The following is a 17,311-nucleotide window of genomic DNA, read 5'->3' on the forward strand; positions in this document are numbered from 1 at the left end:
CAATATCCTATAGCGAAGCGACACCACCATCCTATAGAAGAGGCGCCCCGCTCAGAGGATCCCCAGCGGGGCGGCACGCCTAGAGGCTAGAAGCAACATCCCGTCAGCTCATCTCAGCAAAGCAACGCCACTACCCTCTATAAGCAATGCCCCACCAAGCGGCAGCCCAGCGAGGCGACACACCTAGAGGCTAGAAACAACGCCCCGCGCAATCCCCTTCGCCGAAGCAAAACCGTCTCCTTATAGACAAGTCGCCCCGCCAAGCAGCAGCTCAGCGGGGCAACATCCCTAGAGGCTATACGCAGCGCCACACAACGCGCTATGCCGCGATCGCGCCCAGCACGCCCAGCACGCCCAGCGCATCGAGCGCGAAATCGGCGCCGTTCGCCGTGCGGAACGTCACCGTATGCGCGCCGAAGGGCAAATCGTGCAGCTGGAACTGGCAGCGCAGCGAGCCCGAGGTGGGCGCGACCGGCGCCGCGGCCTTGGCCAGCTTGCCGTCCACGTACACGTCGAGCTTCGCCTTCCCGTCGGAAGGGCCGAACAGATCGACGCCGGTGCCGGTGAACGCGTAGGTCAGGCTGGCGCCCATCGTCGAGGCGCGGGAGATCGTGCGCATGTAGGTGAACATGCCCTGGCCGTTGTCGTGCGTCCACGGACCGCTGTACTTCAGCACGGGCGAGCCGTCGTCCCACGACGTCATATGCATGTCGTCGATCAGCTGCGTGTAGTACGGCGCGAAGCCGGCCACGCGCCCGACGCGCAGATTCGAGAAGCGCACGTGATCGAAGCTCGTGCCGAGGTTCACGCGGCCCGCCGACTGCAGCCCCGGCTGCGACCAGCCGGTGATCTTCGCGCCGTTGACATACACCGTGGCGGTGTCTCCGGCGACTTCGAGCGTGATCGTGTTCCACGCGCCGGATCCCGGCACGAACGGCTTGGCCCCGGCCTCGGCGGCGCGCTTCTTCAGATCCTCGAGATGCCCGCGGCGCACCTCGTTGCCGAAGTTGCGCAGCAGCCACACGCCGTCGGCGCGGATCTTGAAGTCGACGCCGCAGATATCCGTGGTGAACTTGTTGCCGCCCATCTCGCGCGCGCCAAGCAGCACGTACGGCGCACGCCCCGGATACTCCTCGAACAGCGCGTCGACGGACACGCGGTAGTTGGTCCAGCGCATGTCACCGATCGCGGTGCGCGGGTCGCCCTCGATCCATGCGTTGCCCGCATGGTTCCAGTCGATCTGCTGGCGCAGCGCATGGCCGCGCTCGGCGTCCGGAACCACCTCGAAGGCGCCGTTCGTATCGGTGGTGTAGCGCGGGGTCGCGCCGGCCTCGCCGCCGCGCGAGGTGAGATAGTCCACCTGGTCCAGAGCGTCGAAGCGGTACACCGGCACTGCGGCCGCATCCGCGTACCGGAAATCATCGGCGTACAACACCGACGAATCCTCGGCGTCCGCGCCGAGCACCGCGCGGCTGTCCTCCGCGGTGTGCGGCAGCGTATGCGCATACTCGGGCTTGGGCAGATAGCTGCCGTCGGCGGCGATGTCCACAGTGTCGAGCGTGGTGGCGGTGACCATGGTCCACGGTTCCACCACGATCGTGTACTGCGCATGGTCCGTACGCTGCGCCCCGTCGAAGTCCTGCGAGCTCTCCGCGTCGGCCGCGTCCTCGGTGTTGTGGTAGTGCGGCGGCGCGATCGACACCGGCTTGCGCCAGTTCGCATCGTAGGCCTCGCCAGCGCCAGCGGCCTTGGTCTGCCAGATCTGCAGCGGCTTGCCGAACGCCAGCAGATCCGTGCCGACGTTGACCAGATAGGTCTTCTCGTACGCGCTGTCGTTGACGATGACCATGCTGAAGTCGGTGCCGTCAGGCGCGGCGAGCGTCAGGTACGACGGTTCGCCGTGCCGGGCGCCGGACACCGGGTTGTTGCCGCCGACCTCGCAGCCGCTCGACTGCGGGATGGCACGCCAGATGCGATCCGGAGCCTCGGCTCCGGCGGCCGGAGCCCAGCCGAGCCGGGCGAAGCGCGTGAAGTGCTCGAGCGCCGCGCATCCGGCATCGTAGTAGATCCAGCCGCCCCACGGGTCCCGCGCCGAGATCAGCTCCTTGGACGCATACTCCATATTCTCGTAGCACGACCCGATGGCCGGCTGGTAGATCGCGTGCGTGCGGCGCGATTCGACGAATCCCTTGATCAGGGTGTTCGCCATTTCAAGAGGGCTGCCGCTGCCGCCGATGCCGGTGCCGGTGCGTTCGCCAAGCCCGTTGTCCATGGTGTTGTTGGGCCGGTCGGCGGAGTTCGAGAACACGGCCTGTGCCTCGGAGTTCCAAATCTCCTTGTCGAATTCGTCGGACAGACGGGTGAAGTTGCCATCCTTGTCGTCCTCGACGGAGTAGTGGTAGCTGGCCACGTCCATGGCGTCGAGATAGCGCGGGTCGGCGATCACGTCGCCGCCGAAGGTGCCGGTCACCTCCTCGTCGGAGGTGATGACCTTGATCCGGTGGAACAGGTCGCGCTCGGCGTCGCTGCGGAAGCCGGCGTTCGGATCGTCGGGACCGTTGCCGAGGAATCCTTCGGTGTCGTGGCGCACGCGATCGGCGAAATCGGAGACCCATTCGAGATCGGCGGTGCGCTCGTTGACGTCGGGGTTGACCGAGTCGACCATGAAGCCGTATTCGCGGTAGGCCGCGAGGATCGTGTTCTTGTACCAGCGGTAGACGTCGTCGTTGTTGTGCACCCAGGTCGGGGCCATCCAGCGCAGGATGCTCACCCGCACGCCGGGCTGGTAACGGCGGGCGTCGGCGGCCAGCTGGAAACCGGGTTCGCGCGTGACCGACGGGTACTCGTCGCGGTCGCGCATGGTGGCCACGTTCGGGCCGGTGGAATTGTTGCGGTCGTTGCCCATTTCGACCTTGACGGTGTTCAGCAGCGGATGCTCGCCGCCGAACAGCGTCTCGACCAGCTGCCAGTACACGTCGGGGTGCTCGGCTTTGTAGTCCATGAGCAGCGAGGACGTGGCATTGCCGGACAGCAGGCCGAAGCCCTTGTAGGTCAGGCCGTTGCGGTTCCTGGCCGCGGCCGCGACATCCGCGGCGTCGACCGTGACTTCGACGGGCTTGGCGTCGACGCGGGGTTCGCCCGGACGCTGAATATCACCCATGACACTCTCTTTCAACGATTTTATAAACAACTTCATTCAAGTTTAATCATATACGATGATAAATGATCACACGCGCGACGGGGCGCCATGGGATGCGCCGTCAGCGATCGTAGAGCGCCATCAGCCGGCTGTCGCCGGATTCCCGGGCCATCGCCGCCATCAACGGCTGCGACTGCCACCGCACGCCGGCCCATACCACAAAGGAGACGACCCCGGTGACCAGAATCGCCACCATGATCGGACTGGCCGTCAGCCCCCATGCATACACGGCAAGGCATGCGGCGTTGACCGCCAGCATCACGAACCGGCGCACGCCGAGCAGATAGCCGTTGCGAACCAGCGACAGCCACTTGGCCTTGGGGAATTCGACGGTCAGATGCAGCACCACCAGCGAGGCTTCGACGGTGATCACCGCGATCACCAGCAGCGCCGGCACCAGCAGCTGCCCCCACGCCACCTGCATGAGCAGTTGCGCGTTGTACAGCGCGAGGAATCCGATGACGGCGAAGGTCACGCCGATCATCAACGCACGGAGGCCGACCCGCCGGTAGGCGCGGAACCATGGCCGGAACACCGCTACCGACGTATCGGAGGGCACGTACGGGGCGGCGATCCAATCCGGCAGAGCCGTGCCCGATTCCGCCAGAACGGCCAGTGCCTCCCGGCGCGGCGTGGTCATGAACACCGGATGATCGCGGAACACGGCGAAGGACGCGGCGATGCCGGGGGCGCTCAACGCCGCAGCCGCCAGGTACAGCGGGTAGGCGCTCGGATCGGCCGCGAATACGATCGCCAGCAGCATCGGCAGGCAGCCGAGCAGGGTCAGCGCCGACATGGCGAGCAGCAGATACACCACATTCGCCACGGTGAGGAAGGTATCGGGCGAAATATGCGGCAACTTGGTTTTGGCGCTCATGCCACGCTCCTTTCCCTGACGGCCATGCGGAATCCACACTACGCGATGGACCACCCCCACCCGCTTCGCGGGAGCCCCCACCAGCGGGGGCATCAGATATGACGCGCACTCCGTGCGCTGCTATGGACAGTTCGGTGGACTGTCCATCTAGCGGGAGCATGCACCCTACAAACGTCGCATATAAAGTCAGGAAGCCTGTTGGGAAAAAGGACTAACATGCTTGCTCCTGCTCCCCTCAGCTCGCTTCGCGGGCAGCTCCCCTCAGAGAGGGGAGCCACAGTTCCCAATCACGAAATACTGACAGTCAATAATCATATGCCCCCGCTGGCGGGGGCTGGCGGCGTAGCCGACTGGGGTGGTCCATGGAATTTACGGTAACCTTCGAGCTTCCCATTACGGCTCGCCTTCGGCCCCTGCAATTACGGACTCGCCTTCGGCGAGACTCAACCCGACCTTCGCTCGGCTATCGCCTCACTCAGGCTGAGCCTATGGGAGGCCACTGGGCTTCCCATAGGCTCAGCCCTTCATTCCGCTGGTGGCGATGCCTTCTATGAACTGCTTTTGGCCGATGAGGAAGACGACCAGGATCGGCAGCACGGACAGGACCGAACCGGTCATGATCATCGAGTAGTCGGCGTCGTACTGGGAGATGAAGGTCTTCAGGCCCAGCTGGATCGTGTACAGGTCGGGCGAGCGCAGGTAGAGCAGCAGGCCCATGTAGTCGTTCCAGGTGTTGGTGAAGGTGATGATCGCGAGCGCGGCGACCGACGATCCGGACAGCGGCAGGATCACGCGCAGATAGATGCCGAACTCGCTCAGGCCGTCCAGCCGCGCGGCCTCCGACAGCTCGTCGGGGATCGTGTCGTAGAACTGCTTCATCATGAACACGCCGAACGCGCCGAACGCCTGCAGCAGGATGATCGACCAGCGCGTGTCGTTGAGCCCGACGATCGAGAGCATCTTGAACTGCGGGATCATGTACGCCTGCCACGACACGGCCATCGTCGCCACGTAGATCAGGAACAGCGTGTTGCGGCCGGGGAAGTTGATCTTCGAGAAGCCGTAGGCGGCGAACGATCCGGTGAACACCTGCAGGAAGGTCACCACCACGGCGAAGAACACGGTGTTGCCGAGCCAGCCGAGCATGTCGGCCTTCTGCCAGATCTGCGCGTAGTGCTCGAAATGCCAGGTGTCGGGCAGCCACTTGACCGGCACCATGTAGATCTCATTGTTGTTCTTCAGCGAGGAGAGCACCATCCAGATGAACGGCATCACCACGAACACGCTGACGACGACCATCACCGCGTAACCGAGGATCATGCCGACGATGCGCAGCGGCGAGTTGCGGCGGACCACCGGCGCGCCGTTCAGACCGCCGCCAGTGCCACGGGAAGGATCGCGGGAAAGACTCACGGCACCCATCTCACTTCTCCTTCGCGTTGTTGTACCAGAACTGCACGAGCGTCACGGCCAGGCAGATGAAGAACAGGGCCAGCGACACGGTCGAGGCGTAGCCGAAGTCGGCGCGCTCGAACGCCACGCGGTACACATACTGCGCGAGCACGAGCGTCGAGGTGCCCGGCCCGCCGTTGGTCATGACCAGCGTCAGGTCGAGGATCTTGAGCGAAGTGATCGTCAGCGTGACGGTGACGAAGAACAGCGTCGGGCGCATGCACGGCACGGTGATGTGCCAGAAGCGCTCCCACGCGTTCGCGCCGTCGACCTTCGCCGCCTCGTACAGTTCGGCCGGGATCGTCTGCAGGCCGGCGAGCAGCAGGATCATAAAGTAGCCGACCTCGCGCCACATGCCGACGATGATCACGGCCGGCATCGCCCAGTGCGTGTCGGACAGCCATCCGGGCACGTTGTCGGTGAACAGCCCAAGAAACTGGCTGATCACGCCGGCCTTGGGGTCGAACATCATGCTCCACACCTGCGCCACGGCCACGATCGCGGTGACGTATGGGAAGAACGCGATGGTGCGGAAGAACGCGCGACCCTTGATCTTCGAGTTGAGCAGCACGGCGAGCCCGTACGCGATGGCCAGCGTGAACGGGATGTGCACGACCGCGTAGTACAGCGTGTTGATCAGCGCGTTGAGGAAGTTTTCGTCGGTGAACGGGCGACCCGCAGTTCCACAGGCCGTTGAACTGCGGGTCGCTCAGCGCGCTTCACTTGGTGAACGACGTGTAGAACAGCGTGACCACCGGGATGAGCACCAGGAAGAAGAACCCGATGAAGTTCGGCGCGATGAACAGCAGCCCGTTGCGGATGTTGCGGTTGCGCAGCCTGTTGACGTGGCCCGAGTTGTCCCGCGCCTGCGCCGGCGCGGAGACGTGCGTTGGCTCGCTCATCGCTGCTCCTTTCCGATTGTGCCGATTGTCGCTTGCCGGCGCGGATGCCGGCCGCCCTCAGCCGGCTTCGCCGACGGCCCCCGCCAGCGGGAGCATGAACTGTTGCTCAGTCCCATGGCTCCCTCACTTCCCCTGCTGGCCGGGCAGCAGCCCGGTGTTGACGGTGGCGTGCGAGGCCTTGGCCAGCGCGTCGTCGGTCGATTTGGTTTCGGACAGGATGGACGATTGCGCCATGGACAGCTCGTCCTGGATCACCTGGGTCTCCTCGCCGACCGGATTCTCCTGCTTGATCACCGATCGGCGGAGCACCGTGCGCGACTGCTCGTCCTGCGGCAGCCCCTGCTTGTCGAAGAACACGCCAAGCGCCTCGTCCGACGTGTAGGCGGGGACCGACCCGGTTTTCGCGGTGACCTTGGCGCCTTCGGGGCCGGCGGCCCATGCGACGAACTCCTTGGCGGCCTTCATCCTGGCGCTGGGCGAGTTGGCGGCCACGGCGAATCCGGTCGGGTCGCCATAGGTCACGGGATGCTTCACGGTCGAGGAATCCAGCTGCGGCAGCGCGGCCACGCCCCACTCGAAGTCGTCGGCGTCGCCGCTGGCCTGCTGGTCGGCCAGCGGGCCCATGTACCACGACCCCATCGGCAGCAGGGCGGCCTTCTGCGTGCCGAACTGCGACTGGTACGTGGTCTTCGACGAGGACACCGTGTTGTACGAGAGTGTCAGCTCCTCGTCCTGCATGGTCAGGACAGCCGGTACATCGGCTTGAGGTAGCCGTAGTCGCCGGAGAAGAACAGGTCGTTCTGACCCTCGACGCCGTCGCCCTTGCTCTGCTGGGCGAGCGCGATGGCCTGCGGGATCGCCTGGAACGAGGTGTGGTGGTACGTCGGGTAGGCGTCCTTGTACCCGGCGGCCGGCAGCTTGCTCTTGAGCTCGCGGCAGACGGACAGGTAGTCATCCCACGTCCAGGTGCCGTCGGGGACGGCGACGCCGGCCTCGCCGAGCATCGTCTTGTTGTAGTACAGCAGCGTGGCGTCGAGGCGGTACGGCATCGCGTACGTCTTGCCGTCGATCGCGTAGTCCTTGAGGCTGGCGATGTTCCCGTCATCCGCATACGCCGCGGCCTCGTCGCTCAGATCGGCGAGTACGCCCGGCGACGCGTACGTGTAGTACATCTTGAGGTTCTTCATCGGGGACACGTCCGGGGCCTTGCCGGCCGACAGATCGGCGATGAGCTGCTTGTCGTAGTCGTCGGCGCTGTATTCCTTGACGTCGATGCGCACCTTCGGATGGGTCTGTTCGAACGCGTCGGCCAACGCCGGGAATTCCGGGCGGGTGGCGAGCGTCCAGCCGGCCATGCTGATGGTGACCGTGCCATCGGGATTGCTGCCGTCCGCGTTGGTCCGACCGGAGCCGCAGCCGGCGAGCGACGCCGTCATGGCCGCCGCCGCGGATCGGCTGCCACGGTGCCGCGGCAGCCGGGATCGGACGGGATCAGAACAGCGTCTCGTCGTGATCGTCGGCGGGGTGCGGGGTGTAGGTGATCTTGAACTCGTCGTCGGCCGGGGCCTGGGTCTCGTTGATCGCGTGGTTGGACTTGTGGAAGCTCACGGTGCCGTAGGCCGGAACCGTGACCTTCTGCCAGCGGGCGCCCTCGCCGTTGATCTCGACGGCGGCCTCGATGTCCTTGCCGGTCGGGTTGTACAGGATGCCGGACAGATCGCCGTTGTCGGCCACGAAGGCCACCGAGCCGAGACCGCCGTGGCGGCCGTCGGGCGTGCGGTTGGTGGAGGCCACGCGCTGCGAGCCGACCTTGACGTCCTGACCGTAGTTGCGCAGCATGAAGTACTCGAGGTTGCGCTTGACCTTGCCGGTGGAGGAGTCGATGGTGATCACGCCGCGGCGGCCGGAGGTGCCGGCGTAGCTCGGGAAGCCCTGCTCGTCGAGCGCCATGTTCCACAGGTTGATCAGGCCCATGCCGTTGCGCACCAGCCAGGTGCCGATCTCGCCGAACATGACGTGGCTGGCCTCGTCGACGGTCTCGTCGAGCATGCAGCGGCGTTCGGTCATCGCGACCTTCCAGCCCGGGAACTGGCGGGCGCCGTTGTGCACCCACTCGGGCAGGCCGGAGTAGGTGTGGAAGGCGACGCCGGCGAAGGCGTTGGCCTGGGCCGGGGTCATGTAGTCGCTCACCGGGCGCTGGAAGAAGCGCAGGGAGTCGTCGCCGAAGTAGATCTCGACGTCGGGGAAGGTGCGGTCGAGAGCCGGGCGCAGGTATTCGCTGCCCCACTTGGCGAGCTCCTCGGGGGTCCACACGGTGATGGGCCACGGGCAGCCGTTGCTCGGCTCGTTCTGCATGGTCACCGAGTTGATGCGGATGCCGTACTTGGCGTAGGCGGCGATGAACTTGACGAAGTACTGCGCATACACGTAATCGATGGTGTCCTGGTAACGGTAACCGTTGCCGACATACTCGCCGAGGCGCAGGCGGCCGGCGCCGGAGAGCACGCCGGAGGTCTTCATCCAGGCCGGGGCGGACCACGGGGAGGCCATGACCTTGACGGCCGGGTTGATCTTCAGGATCTCCTGCAGCACCGGGACCACGTTCTTGAGGTCCTTGGTGGCGTCGGGGGCGCCGGGCTCGCCCTCGCCGATGGAGAAGTAGCTCAGGCTGGCGTCGGCGGCCACGCCCTCGGGCAGGTCGTCGTAGGAGTAGTACTTCTGGCTGGAGAAGTCGCAGGCGCCGATGGAGATGCGCACGGAGGAGAAGCCGCCCTGCTCGGGGTCGAACATCTCGGACAGGATGGCGTGGCGCTGCTCGGGGCTCATCGAGCTCATGAACAGGGACGCGGAGGAATCGGTGATCGCGGCGCCGACGCCCTCCCAACGCTGGTAGCGGCGTGTCGGATCGATGATCACATCCACGGCGTCTCCGTGATCACTTTCGATCACCGGGGTGGCGATCGGGGCGCGACGCTCCGCAAGATCGCCGCTGGTGCGCGTCCAGTACTCATGAGCGTACTGATTGATGAATTCGGCCATTCAGACCACTCCTTCGTGTGTTTGGCGCGGTTTATGGCCGATCCGGCCATGCTACGCCCTACTGTTTCAGGTGATTCCATTATACATACAAAACGCCGTCTTCAATCTTTTTCTATCTTTTTTTATCATTTTTAATCATTGCGTGATTATTTGTGATATATTGATCATTGTCAAAGCTCAACGACCAAGGACGTTCGGTAAGGCACCGAGGCCGCTGGGTGTGCGAAAGCACCTTGCGATACAAGAGATAGTCAAGAAAGGAACATCATGTCGGTTGCAACTGCTGATGCCTCAACCACCATTGAGGAGAAACCCCCATTCAAGAAGACCGAGCCTATGGCCTACGCCATGGGTGACATTGGCAACGGCTTCTATTTCCAGCTGGTCACCAACTACGCGCTGATCTACATGACCGATGCCCTGGGCATCAACCCGCTGTGGGCCGGCTGGATCATCTTCGTCGGCAAGCTCATCTCCGCGTTCACCGATTTCGGCACCGGCGTCTGGGCCGACAACGCCCCGTTGCGCGAGGACGGCCGCTACCACTGGTTCGTGCGCACCCTGCGCTACCCGCTGATGGCCGTCATCATCCTGACCTTCCTGCCGTTCGTCTCCAGCTGGCCCATGGCAGCCCGCGTCATTTACATGGCCGTGATCTACATCCTCGGCGTGGCCTGCTACTCCGCGACCTCCGCCCCGTACGGCTCCTTCGCCTCCGTCTCCACCCCGGTCGTCAAGCACCGTGACGAGATGGCTGCGGGCCGTGGCTTCGGTTCCACCGCCGGCGGCATCATCGTGACCTTCATCCTGCCGCTCGTGATGTACACCACCGTCAAGGACTCCACCGGCGCCGACAAGAAGATCCTCAACGGCCCGGTCCTGATCTGGGTCGCCATCATCTTCGCCATCCTGCTGTGGGTCTGCTACCAGATCACCCTCAAGGGCACCGTCGAGCGCATCCGCGTGGATAAGAAGGAGAAGGCCGATCGCGTCCCGCTGCTCAAGTCCCTCAAGTACATGTTCTCCAACCGCGCCATGGTGGCCCTGATGCTCGCCGCCCTGCTGCTCATCTTCGCCCAGATGTTCGCCGGCGCCGTGAACTCCTACCTGTACAAGGACTACTTCGAGAACACCGGCGCCCTGGCCATCCTGGCCGTGCAGAACGTGCCGGTCCTGATCGTGGCCCCGTTCGTTCCCGCCATCTGCGACAAGTACGGCAAGAAGCTCGTCTGCGGCGTGCTGCTGATCTTCACCTGCGTGGTGTACGTGGTCATGTTCTTCATGCACATCACCAACCCGTACGTGTTCGTGGTCATGTCCATCGTCGCCATCTTCGGCAACGGCGTGTTCGGCCTGATGGTCTGGAGCTTCATCACCGATATCATCGATGACATCCAGGTCAAGACCCACACCCGTGAGGACGGCACCGTGTACACCGGCTACATGTTCGCCCGCAAGATCGGCCAGGCCCTCTCCGGCCTGCTGCCCGCCGTGGTGCTCGCCGCGACCGGCTACGTGACCGCCACCTCCGGCGAGGCCGTGCGCCAGTCCGTCGAGACCCTGAACAACATCTACGGCGTCGCCACCCTGGCCCCGGCCATCGGCAACGGCCTGATCGCCCTGATCCTGCTGTGCTTCTACCCGCTGTCCGGCGAGATCTCCAAGAAGAACGCCGCGATCCTCGAAGAGCGCCGCGCCAAGGGTGAGATGTGATGAGCACCCTGCTCGCCGCCGCTAGCGCTGCGGCCCTGCCGGCCGGCCTGCAGCACGGGTTGTCCCTGCTGCTGCTCGCCGCGCTGGTCACGGTAGCCACCCTTGCGGTCAACTACCTCAAGCGCCGCTAGTAGTGCGATCCGCATAACGCGATTGGCCCGCTTCCCGTTGTTACGGGGAGCGGGCCAATCGCGTTATAGGGAGGCATTCCGGCCACGCCGGCACCGGCGAATTAATGACGCAGGATTGGTATTCTGCATCATTAATTCATTGATTTAATGATGGCTCCCCTCCATGAGGGGAGCTGTCGGCGTAGCCGACTGAGGGGGAGCGCATACGAATCGGCTTGATTGAGGCGCTCTCGGAATCCTCCCCTCAGGCCGCTACGCGGCCAGCTCCCCTCAAAGAGGGGAGCCAGCATAGTACATGAACTTATGACGCAGAACACCAGCTCGGGCTCACCGCCACTGCATCAGCGCCAGGCCCCACATCAGGCGGCCCTCAGCCGGCCGAAGGCGACGCCGATATGGCCACCGGACTCGATCAGCTTCGCCGCGGACCGCTGCAGGCTGGTACGCCGCGGCAACCGATCGACCGGCAGGTCGCTGCGGCCGAAGACGAAGAAACTCCCCTCATCCGAAGCGGCGTTGACATGCAGCACCTCGAAATCGCCGGCGAAGGCGAGGATACGCGACCCCGGCCGCAGCATCGCGTGCACGGCCGGCGAGAGCAACCACGTTTCGGTGACCATCGGAGCCGCGGCCCATTGCGGGTAGTACCGGGCGAAGAATTCGCGGGCCATGCGGTAGCTGGCATGGGTGCGCTCGGGGTCCAGATCCGCGTCCGAGGGGATGTGGATGTGCAGCAGGCACGTTCCCGCCGGGAACGGGCAGGCGGCCTCGTTGCCCTCGCCGCCGTCGCCGCCGGAGGGAGTCTCCGGCGCCCCGTCGCCCCAGGTGCCGTCCGACACCGCCATCTCGAAGTTGAGCATGCCGATGCGGTACTGGCGCCCGCTGGTGTACTGGCCGCACCACCAGCTGCGGTCGAACAGCACGTCGCCGTAAGCGGCGATGCGTTCGCCCATGAACAGGGACATATTCGCCATCGTCGCCGCGAACACGTCCCGGCCGATGCCTCTCGGCACGTAAACCGTCTCCCACGTGCGCAGCGCCGCCTCCAGATACACGGCGAGCACGGTCACGGCGGTATCCGGCGCGGTCACGAACACGTTGGGGATGCCGGTGCGGGCCAGCAGCTCCTTCGACGCGGCCTGGGACTGCGCGTAGTCGCCGCAGGATAGCGGCTCCACATAGCGCCGCAGTTCCGCGAGACCGCTGGATCGCGGCTCGGCGTACACGCCGGCCAGCGCGTCGACGGCACGCTGCGGCATACGGATCTCCTCGCACAACGAGCGCACCGGCGCCCACCGCGGATCGGTAATGGTCGCTGCCATGGCAACTCCTTTGTCTGTTATGCTCATATGCTCAATGCCGCGAAGAGGCTCGAGAAGAGCCGGCATGCCGCTCGATCGCCGCATCGACGGCGGCGCGCCGGCCCAGCAGCCATGCGGCGCTGTGCGGGTAACGCGCGAAGGCCAACGGCTCGTCGAGGCCCTCGTTCAGCAGCGCCAGCACGCGTTCCCGACCGACCAGCGATTCGAGCAGCCGGCAGGCACGCAGGTCGTTGAGCGCCTCCTCCATCACCATCATGCGGATCGACTCCTCCGGCTCGCCGCCCGGCCCCGGGTAGACCAGGAACGCGTCGCCGGCCGGGAACCCCTCCGGCGTGCCCGGTTCGACGTACGGATTGATCGGGCGCAGCGAGAACTGCGTGTTGTAGAAATTGAAGCCCCAGTGCAGGAAACCGGCGAGATCATAGGCGTACAGCAGGAACCCGAGCACGCGGTTGCGGTACGAAGGCATCGCCATGAACCGATTCGGCACATCGGTGGTCTGCGCGCAGCAATAGTAGGTCCACAATCCCGGCACATGTGCGGCGACGAACGGCTCGATCGCGTCGTCGGCGGGAATCGGATGCTCGCACGCGCCGCTGTCGTAAAACTCGATATGGCTCAGCGCATCCATGATCCGGTAGTCGCCAAGATACGGCGACACCACGGCCTTGGCGGCCAGATACGAGTCGAGGTTGTCCGCCGTGGGCTCGTCGGAGACATGGAACACGGTGCTCCCGGCGATGCCGAGACGATGGAGTTCGCGATCCAGCTCCGGCAGGAACGCGGCCAGGAATTCGGGGTATTCGCTTGCGGGATCGGCTGCGGCGGTGGACCAGCCGAACACCTTGCGCTCGACGCCGTCCACCGTGGCGACGATCTTCGGGCAGCGCTCCGCGCCCCACTGCGTGAACAGGTGGCTCATCTCGAACCGGCTGATGCCCGCGGCCTGGCACATCGCCACCCAACGCTCCAGCAGGGCAAAGTCGAACGACCACGCGCCATTCGTCCGCCGTACGCCGACCAGCTGCGTGGTCGGGCGTTCCCCGCCGACCACAGTGTCGAGCGGCGGCGTGAACAGCGGCGTGTAGATCATGGTGACCCCGCGCTTGGCCGTAAGCCGCACGAACCGCTCGACGATGCGCCAATGCTCCTCGCTCCACACCGGCACCCCGTACCACTGCGCCAGACAGTCGGCGTACAGCCATTCGGTGTGTTCCAGTTCCAGCTCCGGCAGGCGCGCGCCGATACGGCGGACAGAAACGCCGACCGATGCCACGCGGCGCCCGTCGCGGTCCTCGGCGGCGAATTCTAGCTCGCCGTTCCACGTCGCGGGATCGTCCTCCTCGGGAAGGTCGATATCGACCCACAGCGATTGCCACCGGGCGGGCAGGAACGCGACATATCCGCCGGCGTCCTGCAGCAGGTCGGGGTACAGTCCGGGCCGGTCGGACAGATAAGCGCCGTCATCGGCGTTCGGATAGGCGGCGAATTCGACCGGCACATCGCGTACGGCGCGGATATGCACGGATTCGGCCGGAACGCCCGGCAGCCCGCTCCGCACCGCGATGCGAGCGACGTGCTCGTTGGCGCCACACCCGCGCAGCTCCTCCGCAGCGCCCTCAAGGCGGAAGGCCAGCTGGAACGACACGGTCTCCCCCGCCAATCCCGTCACCGGACCGTCAATGCGGTTCATCCCCGGCTCACCGCCATCCGGCAGTATCTTGTCCAGGGAACTGATGGGAATCATGCGATACGTCACCATGCAAACGATCCTTTCCCGACGCGATGGCGTCTTCCACGCCGCGCCGCGTCACCCTTCTCCGCGGCGGAGCCGCTACGGCGCCGACTCTGACCTCAACGCCATCGTCTCGGTACCGCCACTATTTTGTAAACAACCTTTACCTATAGTAGAACGAGCAGGCGTAATCGGCACGCCAACGCGCCGAGGCGCCGCATTCTTCTTAGGCATATTGCTCATTTCTTAGGCATGTCCCCTCCGAGACCATCCCTGAGAAACCCGGCATTTCAAGGCCTGCCGATCGACGGTCTTTCCGAGAACGTGCCTAAGAAATGAACAATGTGCCTAAGTCTTGGCTCCGTTGGACCGCGCCAATCCCGCGCCGATAATGTATTGGCGATGTCTGGCTCCCCTCTTCGAGGGGAGCTGGCCGCGAAGCGGGCTGAGGGGAGCATTCCCGCAAACACCCGAATCAGGTCGGATCATTTCGATCCCCTCAAGGAAGGGAGCCGGACATAGCGGACGAATCAACGGCGCGGGGCGCTAGTTGAGGTCCGGCCAGTACCAGCACAGGGGCAGCGGGAACCAGCCGGCCGGCGTGACGGGCAGATCACGGCGGCATCGGGGCGCACGTATCCGCACGCCTCCGAGCCGCCGCACCACCGCGCTATCGCGTCAGGCCTCGGCGAGCACCGCGACGCCCCACGCGCCGAGTTCCACGGTTTGCCGCGGTTCGGCATCCGGATCCAGCAGGGCGCGGCACGGCACCGGCAGCGTGATCTCGTCGGGCTGCCAGCTCCAGTTGAACAGGAAGTGCAGCCGGGTGCCGGCCTCGTTCACCGCCGAGGAATGGGTGACCGCGGCATGGCCGGCGAGCGCCGACGTCCACACGCCGGCCGGGCACGCATAGTCGATCACCGACGCGGCGAGCGCCGTGTTCGGCATCGTGCCGACGACCGTGACCCGGCCGCCGCCGACGACATGGCTGGTAATCAGCGGGAACTGGCCGAAGTGCGGGTGATCGGAAGTCGCCAGGATCTCGCACCCCTCCGGGCGCAGGCAGTCGATCCACCGCGTGGCGGCCGCCCCTTCGCGCAGCGCCATCGCGCCGGCGCGGGCCGGCACGTCGTCCACCAGATTCGAGAATTCCTGGTACGATGCCCCGGCGAGGTCGCGCAGGTGCGCCGGCTTGGTCTGCTCGCGGGCGCAGGCCAGATCGTCGGCGTAGGCGGTGCGCGGACCGAGGATCAGGTGACCGCCGGCCGTGACGTACTGGCGCATCCACGAGAGCGCCGCGTCCGAGCACACGTACACGCCGGCCGCCACCAGCACCGGATGCGTGCGCGAGAACCGATCGGGCTCGATCAGCATCGCGCCGTCGTCCGGGTCGACCAGCTGCTCGTCCTGCACGATGCGCACCTGGCGGCCGGACGCGAACGCGCCGTCGTAGAACGCGCGGAAGGTGTCGTCGAAGGCCATCGGGTTGCGGCCGCCGCCCTGCGCGGACTGCACATGCGGCTGGTATTCCAGCCCCCAGCGGGATTGGACCGAATACAGCATCGTCACGTCGTAGTCGGGTTTCAGGCCGATCACCACGCTTCCGGCACGCTCCAGGTCCTCGCCCAGCTGCGCGAGCTCGGTGTAGACACGGCCCGGCTCGCCGTCATGCGGCAGCACCGCGCCCCAGTAGGTTTCGGTGCCGTAGTGCAGCTGGCGCCAATGCCAGTACTCGACCATCTCCGCGCCGCGCGAGACGAACTGCCAACCGACCTGGCGCCACTGGCCGTGGAATCCCGGATAGTTGACGAAGGGTTCGCCGATGGGGCCACCGTCAGTTTCCAGCACGTAGTACGGCGCCTGCTTGAGCGAATAGGTGCGGTCGCCCATCATGGCCGGGGCCGAGGCTCCGCTGTACGCCCAGCTGTTGCCCTGGATCTTCGGTTCGGGCATCGCCAGCCCGTCCTGCATCTGGTAGTACGGGTCCGATCCGGCGACGTCGAGCAAGCGGGCCGATTTCGCCTCGTCGAGCGCGTACCGGCCGAGCGCGTAGTTCACGGTGATGAACTGGCCGTCGCGCCGCAGATCGGCGATCATGTCGCTCTGCCACGCCAGCATCTCGTCGGTCAGCTCGGCCTGATAGCGCCGCCATTCGAGATCGTACTGCGGCTGCGCGTTGCTCTCCGGCTGCCACAGGTCGTTCCAGTCCGACAGCCCGTGGGACCAGTACACCAACCCCCACGCCTTGTTCAGCCGCTCCACCGTGCCGTAGCGGCGGCGCAGCCAGTTCTTGAATCCCTCGAACGCGCTCGGCGAATCGTTTTCGGCGACGCCGGGCTCGTTGTGCAGCTGCCAGCCGACCACCGCCGGGTGGTCGCGGTACCGTTCCACGATCTTGCGGCAGATGCGCTCGGCGAAGAACCGGAACCCCGGATGGTTGTAGTTGTGCTCCTCGCGCCCGCCGAAGCCGCGGCGCACGCCCCAGCTGCTCTGCAGCGCGATGTCGAGGTACTGCCGGGCCATCCACATCGGTATCGCGTAGGTCGGCAGGCCGATCACCGCGTCGATGCCATTGACATGGGCGGCGTCCAGCACCGGAGCGAGCCAGTCGAGATCGAATTTGCCCTCCTCCGGCTCCCACCTGGACCAGACGCTCTCCCCCACGCGGATCAGGTTCATATGCGCCTCGCGCATCAGCCGCATGTCCTCGTCGAGATGGTCGGTCGGTTCGTATTCGCGGTAGTAGGCCGCCCCGAACATCACATGGTCCGGCCGCTTCACGGTATCGCCCATCATTGCTCCTTTGCTCGAAGACCCACTAGTACATCGTTGCACATCGGCATGACCGTTCCGGGCTGCTTGGCATGCAGCCCGGAGTCATCCAACACATTGTCCACAACACGCCCGGCGCACCCACCGTTCGACCACATGGCCCGGATCG

At 65.3% G+C, this 17,311-nt stretch carries 13 protein-coding genes; 2 read left to right on the forward strand and 11 right to left on the reverse strand.

Annotation, left to right across the window (positions count from 1 at the left end; translation table 11 throughout):
- Positions 1-319 precede the first annotated feature (319 nt).
- The 8 genes from BBSC_RS11065 to BBSC_RS11090 form a co-directional block, all read right to left on the reverse strand.
- A complete protein-coding gene (locus BBSC_RS11065) occupies positions 320-3,160 on the reverse strand; it encodes a hypothetical protein (RefSeq protein WP_051923202.1) in 2,841 nt (946 codons plus the stop codon).
- A 100-nt stretch (positions 3,161-3,260) separates the two neighbouring features.
- Entirely contained in the window at positions 3,261-4,076 is an 816-nt protein-coding gene (locus tag BBSC_RS11070) for a hypothetical protein (protein ID WP_033517113.1), read from the reverse strand.
- A gap of 516 nt (positions 4,077-4,592) precedes the next feature.
- Complete coding sequence (locus tag BBSC_RS11075) at positions 4,593-5,498, reverse strand: carbohydrate ABC transporter permease (RefSeq protein ID WP_081892947.1); 906 nt, start codon at positions 5,496-5,498, stop codon at positions 4,593-4,595.
- Position 5,499: 1 nt separating this feature from the next.
- Positions 5,500-6,141: a carbohydrate ABC transporter permease gene (locus tag BBSC_RS11080; protein WP_197074432.1), complete on the reverse strand. Its 642-nt coding sequence runs from the start codon at positions 6,139-6,141 to the stop codon at positions 5,500-5,502.
- Positions 6,142-6,247: 106 nt separating this feature from the next.
- A complete protein-coding gene (locus tag BBSC_RS14085; protein ID WP_197074431.1) occupies positions 6,248-6,430 on the reverse strand; it encodes a hypothetical protein in 183 nt (60 codons plus the stop codon).
- A 123-nt stretch (positions 6,431-6,553) separates the two neighbouring features.
- Positions 6,554-7,168, reverse strand: a complete 615-nt coding sequence (locus BBSC_RS14385) for an extracellular solute-binding protein (RefSeq protein WP_051923201.1) — start codon at positions 7,166-7,168, stop codon at positions 6,554-6,556.
- 2 nt (positions 7,169-7,170) lie between these two features.
- On the reverse strand, positions 7,171-7,866 hold the full coding sequence (locus BBSC_RS14390; RefSeq protein WP_051923200.1) for an ABC transporter substrate-binding protein: 696 nt from the start codon (positions 7,864-7,866) through the stop codon (positions 7,171-7,173).
- 55 nt (positions 7,867-7,921) lie between these two features.
- Complete coding sequence (locus BBSC_RS11090) at positions 7,922-9,469, reverse strand: glycoside hydrolase family 30 protein (RefSeq protein ID WP_033517115.1); 1,548 nt, start codon at positions 9,467-9,469, stop codon at positions 7,922-7,924.
- 267 nt (positions 9,470-9,736) lie between these two features.
- Here BBSC_RS11090 and BBSC_RS11095 point away from each other — a divergent pair, with 267 nt between their 5' ends.
- Complete coding sequence (locus BBSC_RS11095) at positions 9,737-11,182, forward strand: MFS transporter (RefSeq protein WP_081892946.1); 1,446 nt, start codon at positions 9,737-9,739, stop codon at positions 11,180-11,182.
- A complete protein-coding gene (locus BBSC_RS14395; RefSeq protein ID WP_269429185.1) occupies positions 11,179-11,313 on the forward strand; it encodes a hypothetical protein in 135 nt (44 codons plus the stop codon). Before BBSC_RS11095 ends, BBSC_RS14395 begins: the two co-directional genes overlap by 4 nt.
- Before the next feature lie 359 nt (positions 11,314-11,672).
- Here BBSC_RS14395 and BBSC_RS11100 read toward each other — a convergent pair whose 3' ends face one another.
- The 3 genes from BBSC_RS11100 to BBSC_RS11110 form a co-directional block, all read right to left on the reverse strand.
- The gene (locus tag BBSC_RS11100; RefSeq protein WP_033517119.1) at positions 11,673-12,635 is read right to left on the reverse strand and encodes an acyltransferase domain-containing protein; all 963 of its coding nucleotides are present in this window, start codon (positions 12,633-12,635) and stop codon (positions 11,673-11,675) included.
- Positions 12,636-12,666: 31 nt separating this feature from the next.
- Complete coding sequence (locus tag BBSC_RS11105; protein ID WP_033517121.1) at positions 12,667-14,397, reverse strand: DUF4091 domain-containing protein; 1,731 nt, start codon at positions 14,395-14,397, stop codon at positions 12,667-12,669.
- Between the two features lie 651 nt (positions 14,398-15,048).
- Positions 15,049-17,166, reverse strand: a complete 2,118-nt coding sequence (locus tag BBSC_RS11110; protein ID WP_081892834.1) for a beta-galactosidase — start codon at positions 17,164-17,166, stop codon at positions 15,049-15,051.
- Positions 17,167-17,311 lie beyond the last annotated feature (145 nt).

The sequence above is a fragment of the Bifidobacterium scardovii JCM 12489 = DSM 13734 genome, assembly GCF_001042635.1.
Classification (GTDB): Bacteria; Actinomycetota; Actinomycetes; order Actinomycetales; family Bifidobacteriaceae; genus Bifidobacterium; species Bifidobacterium scardovii.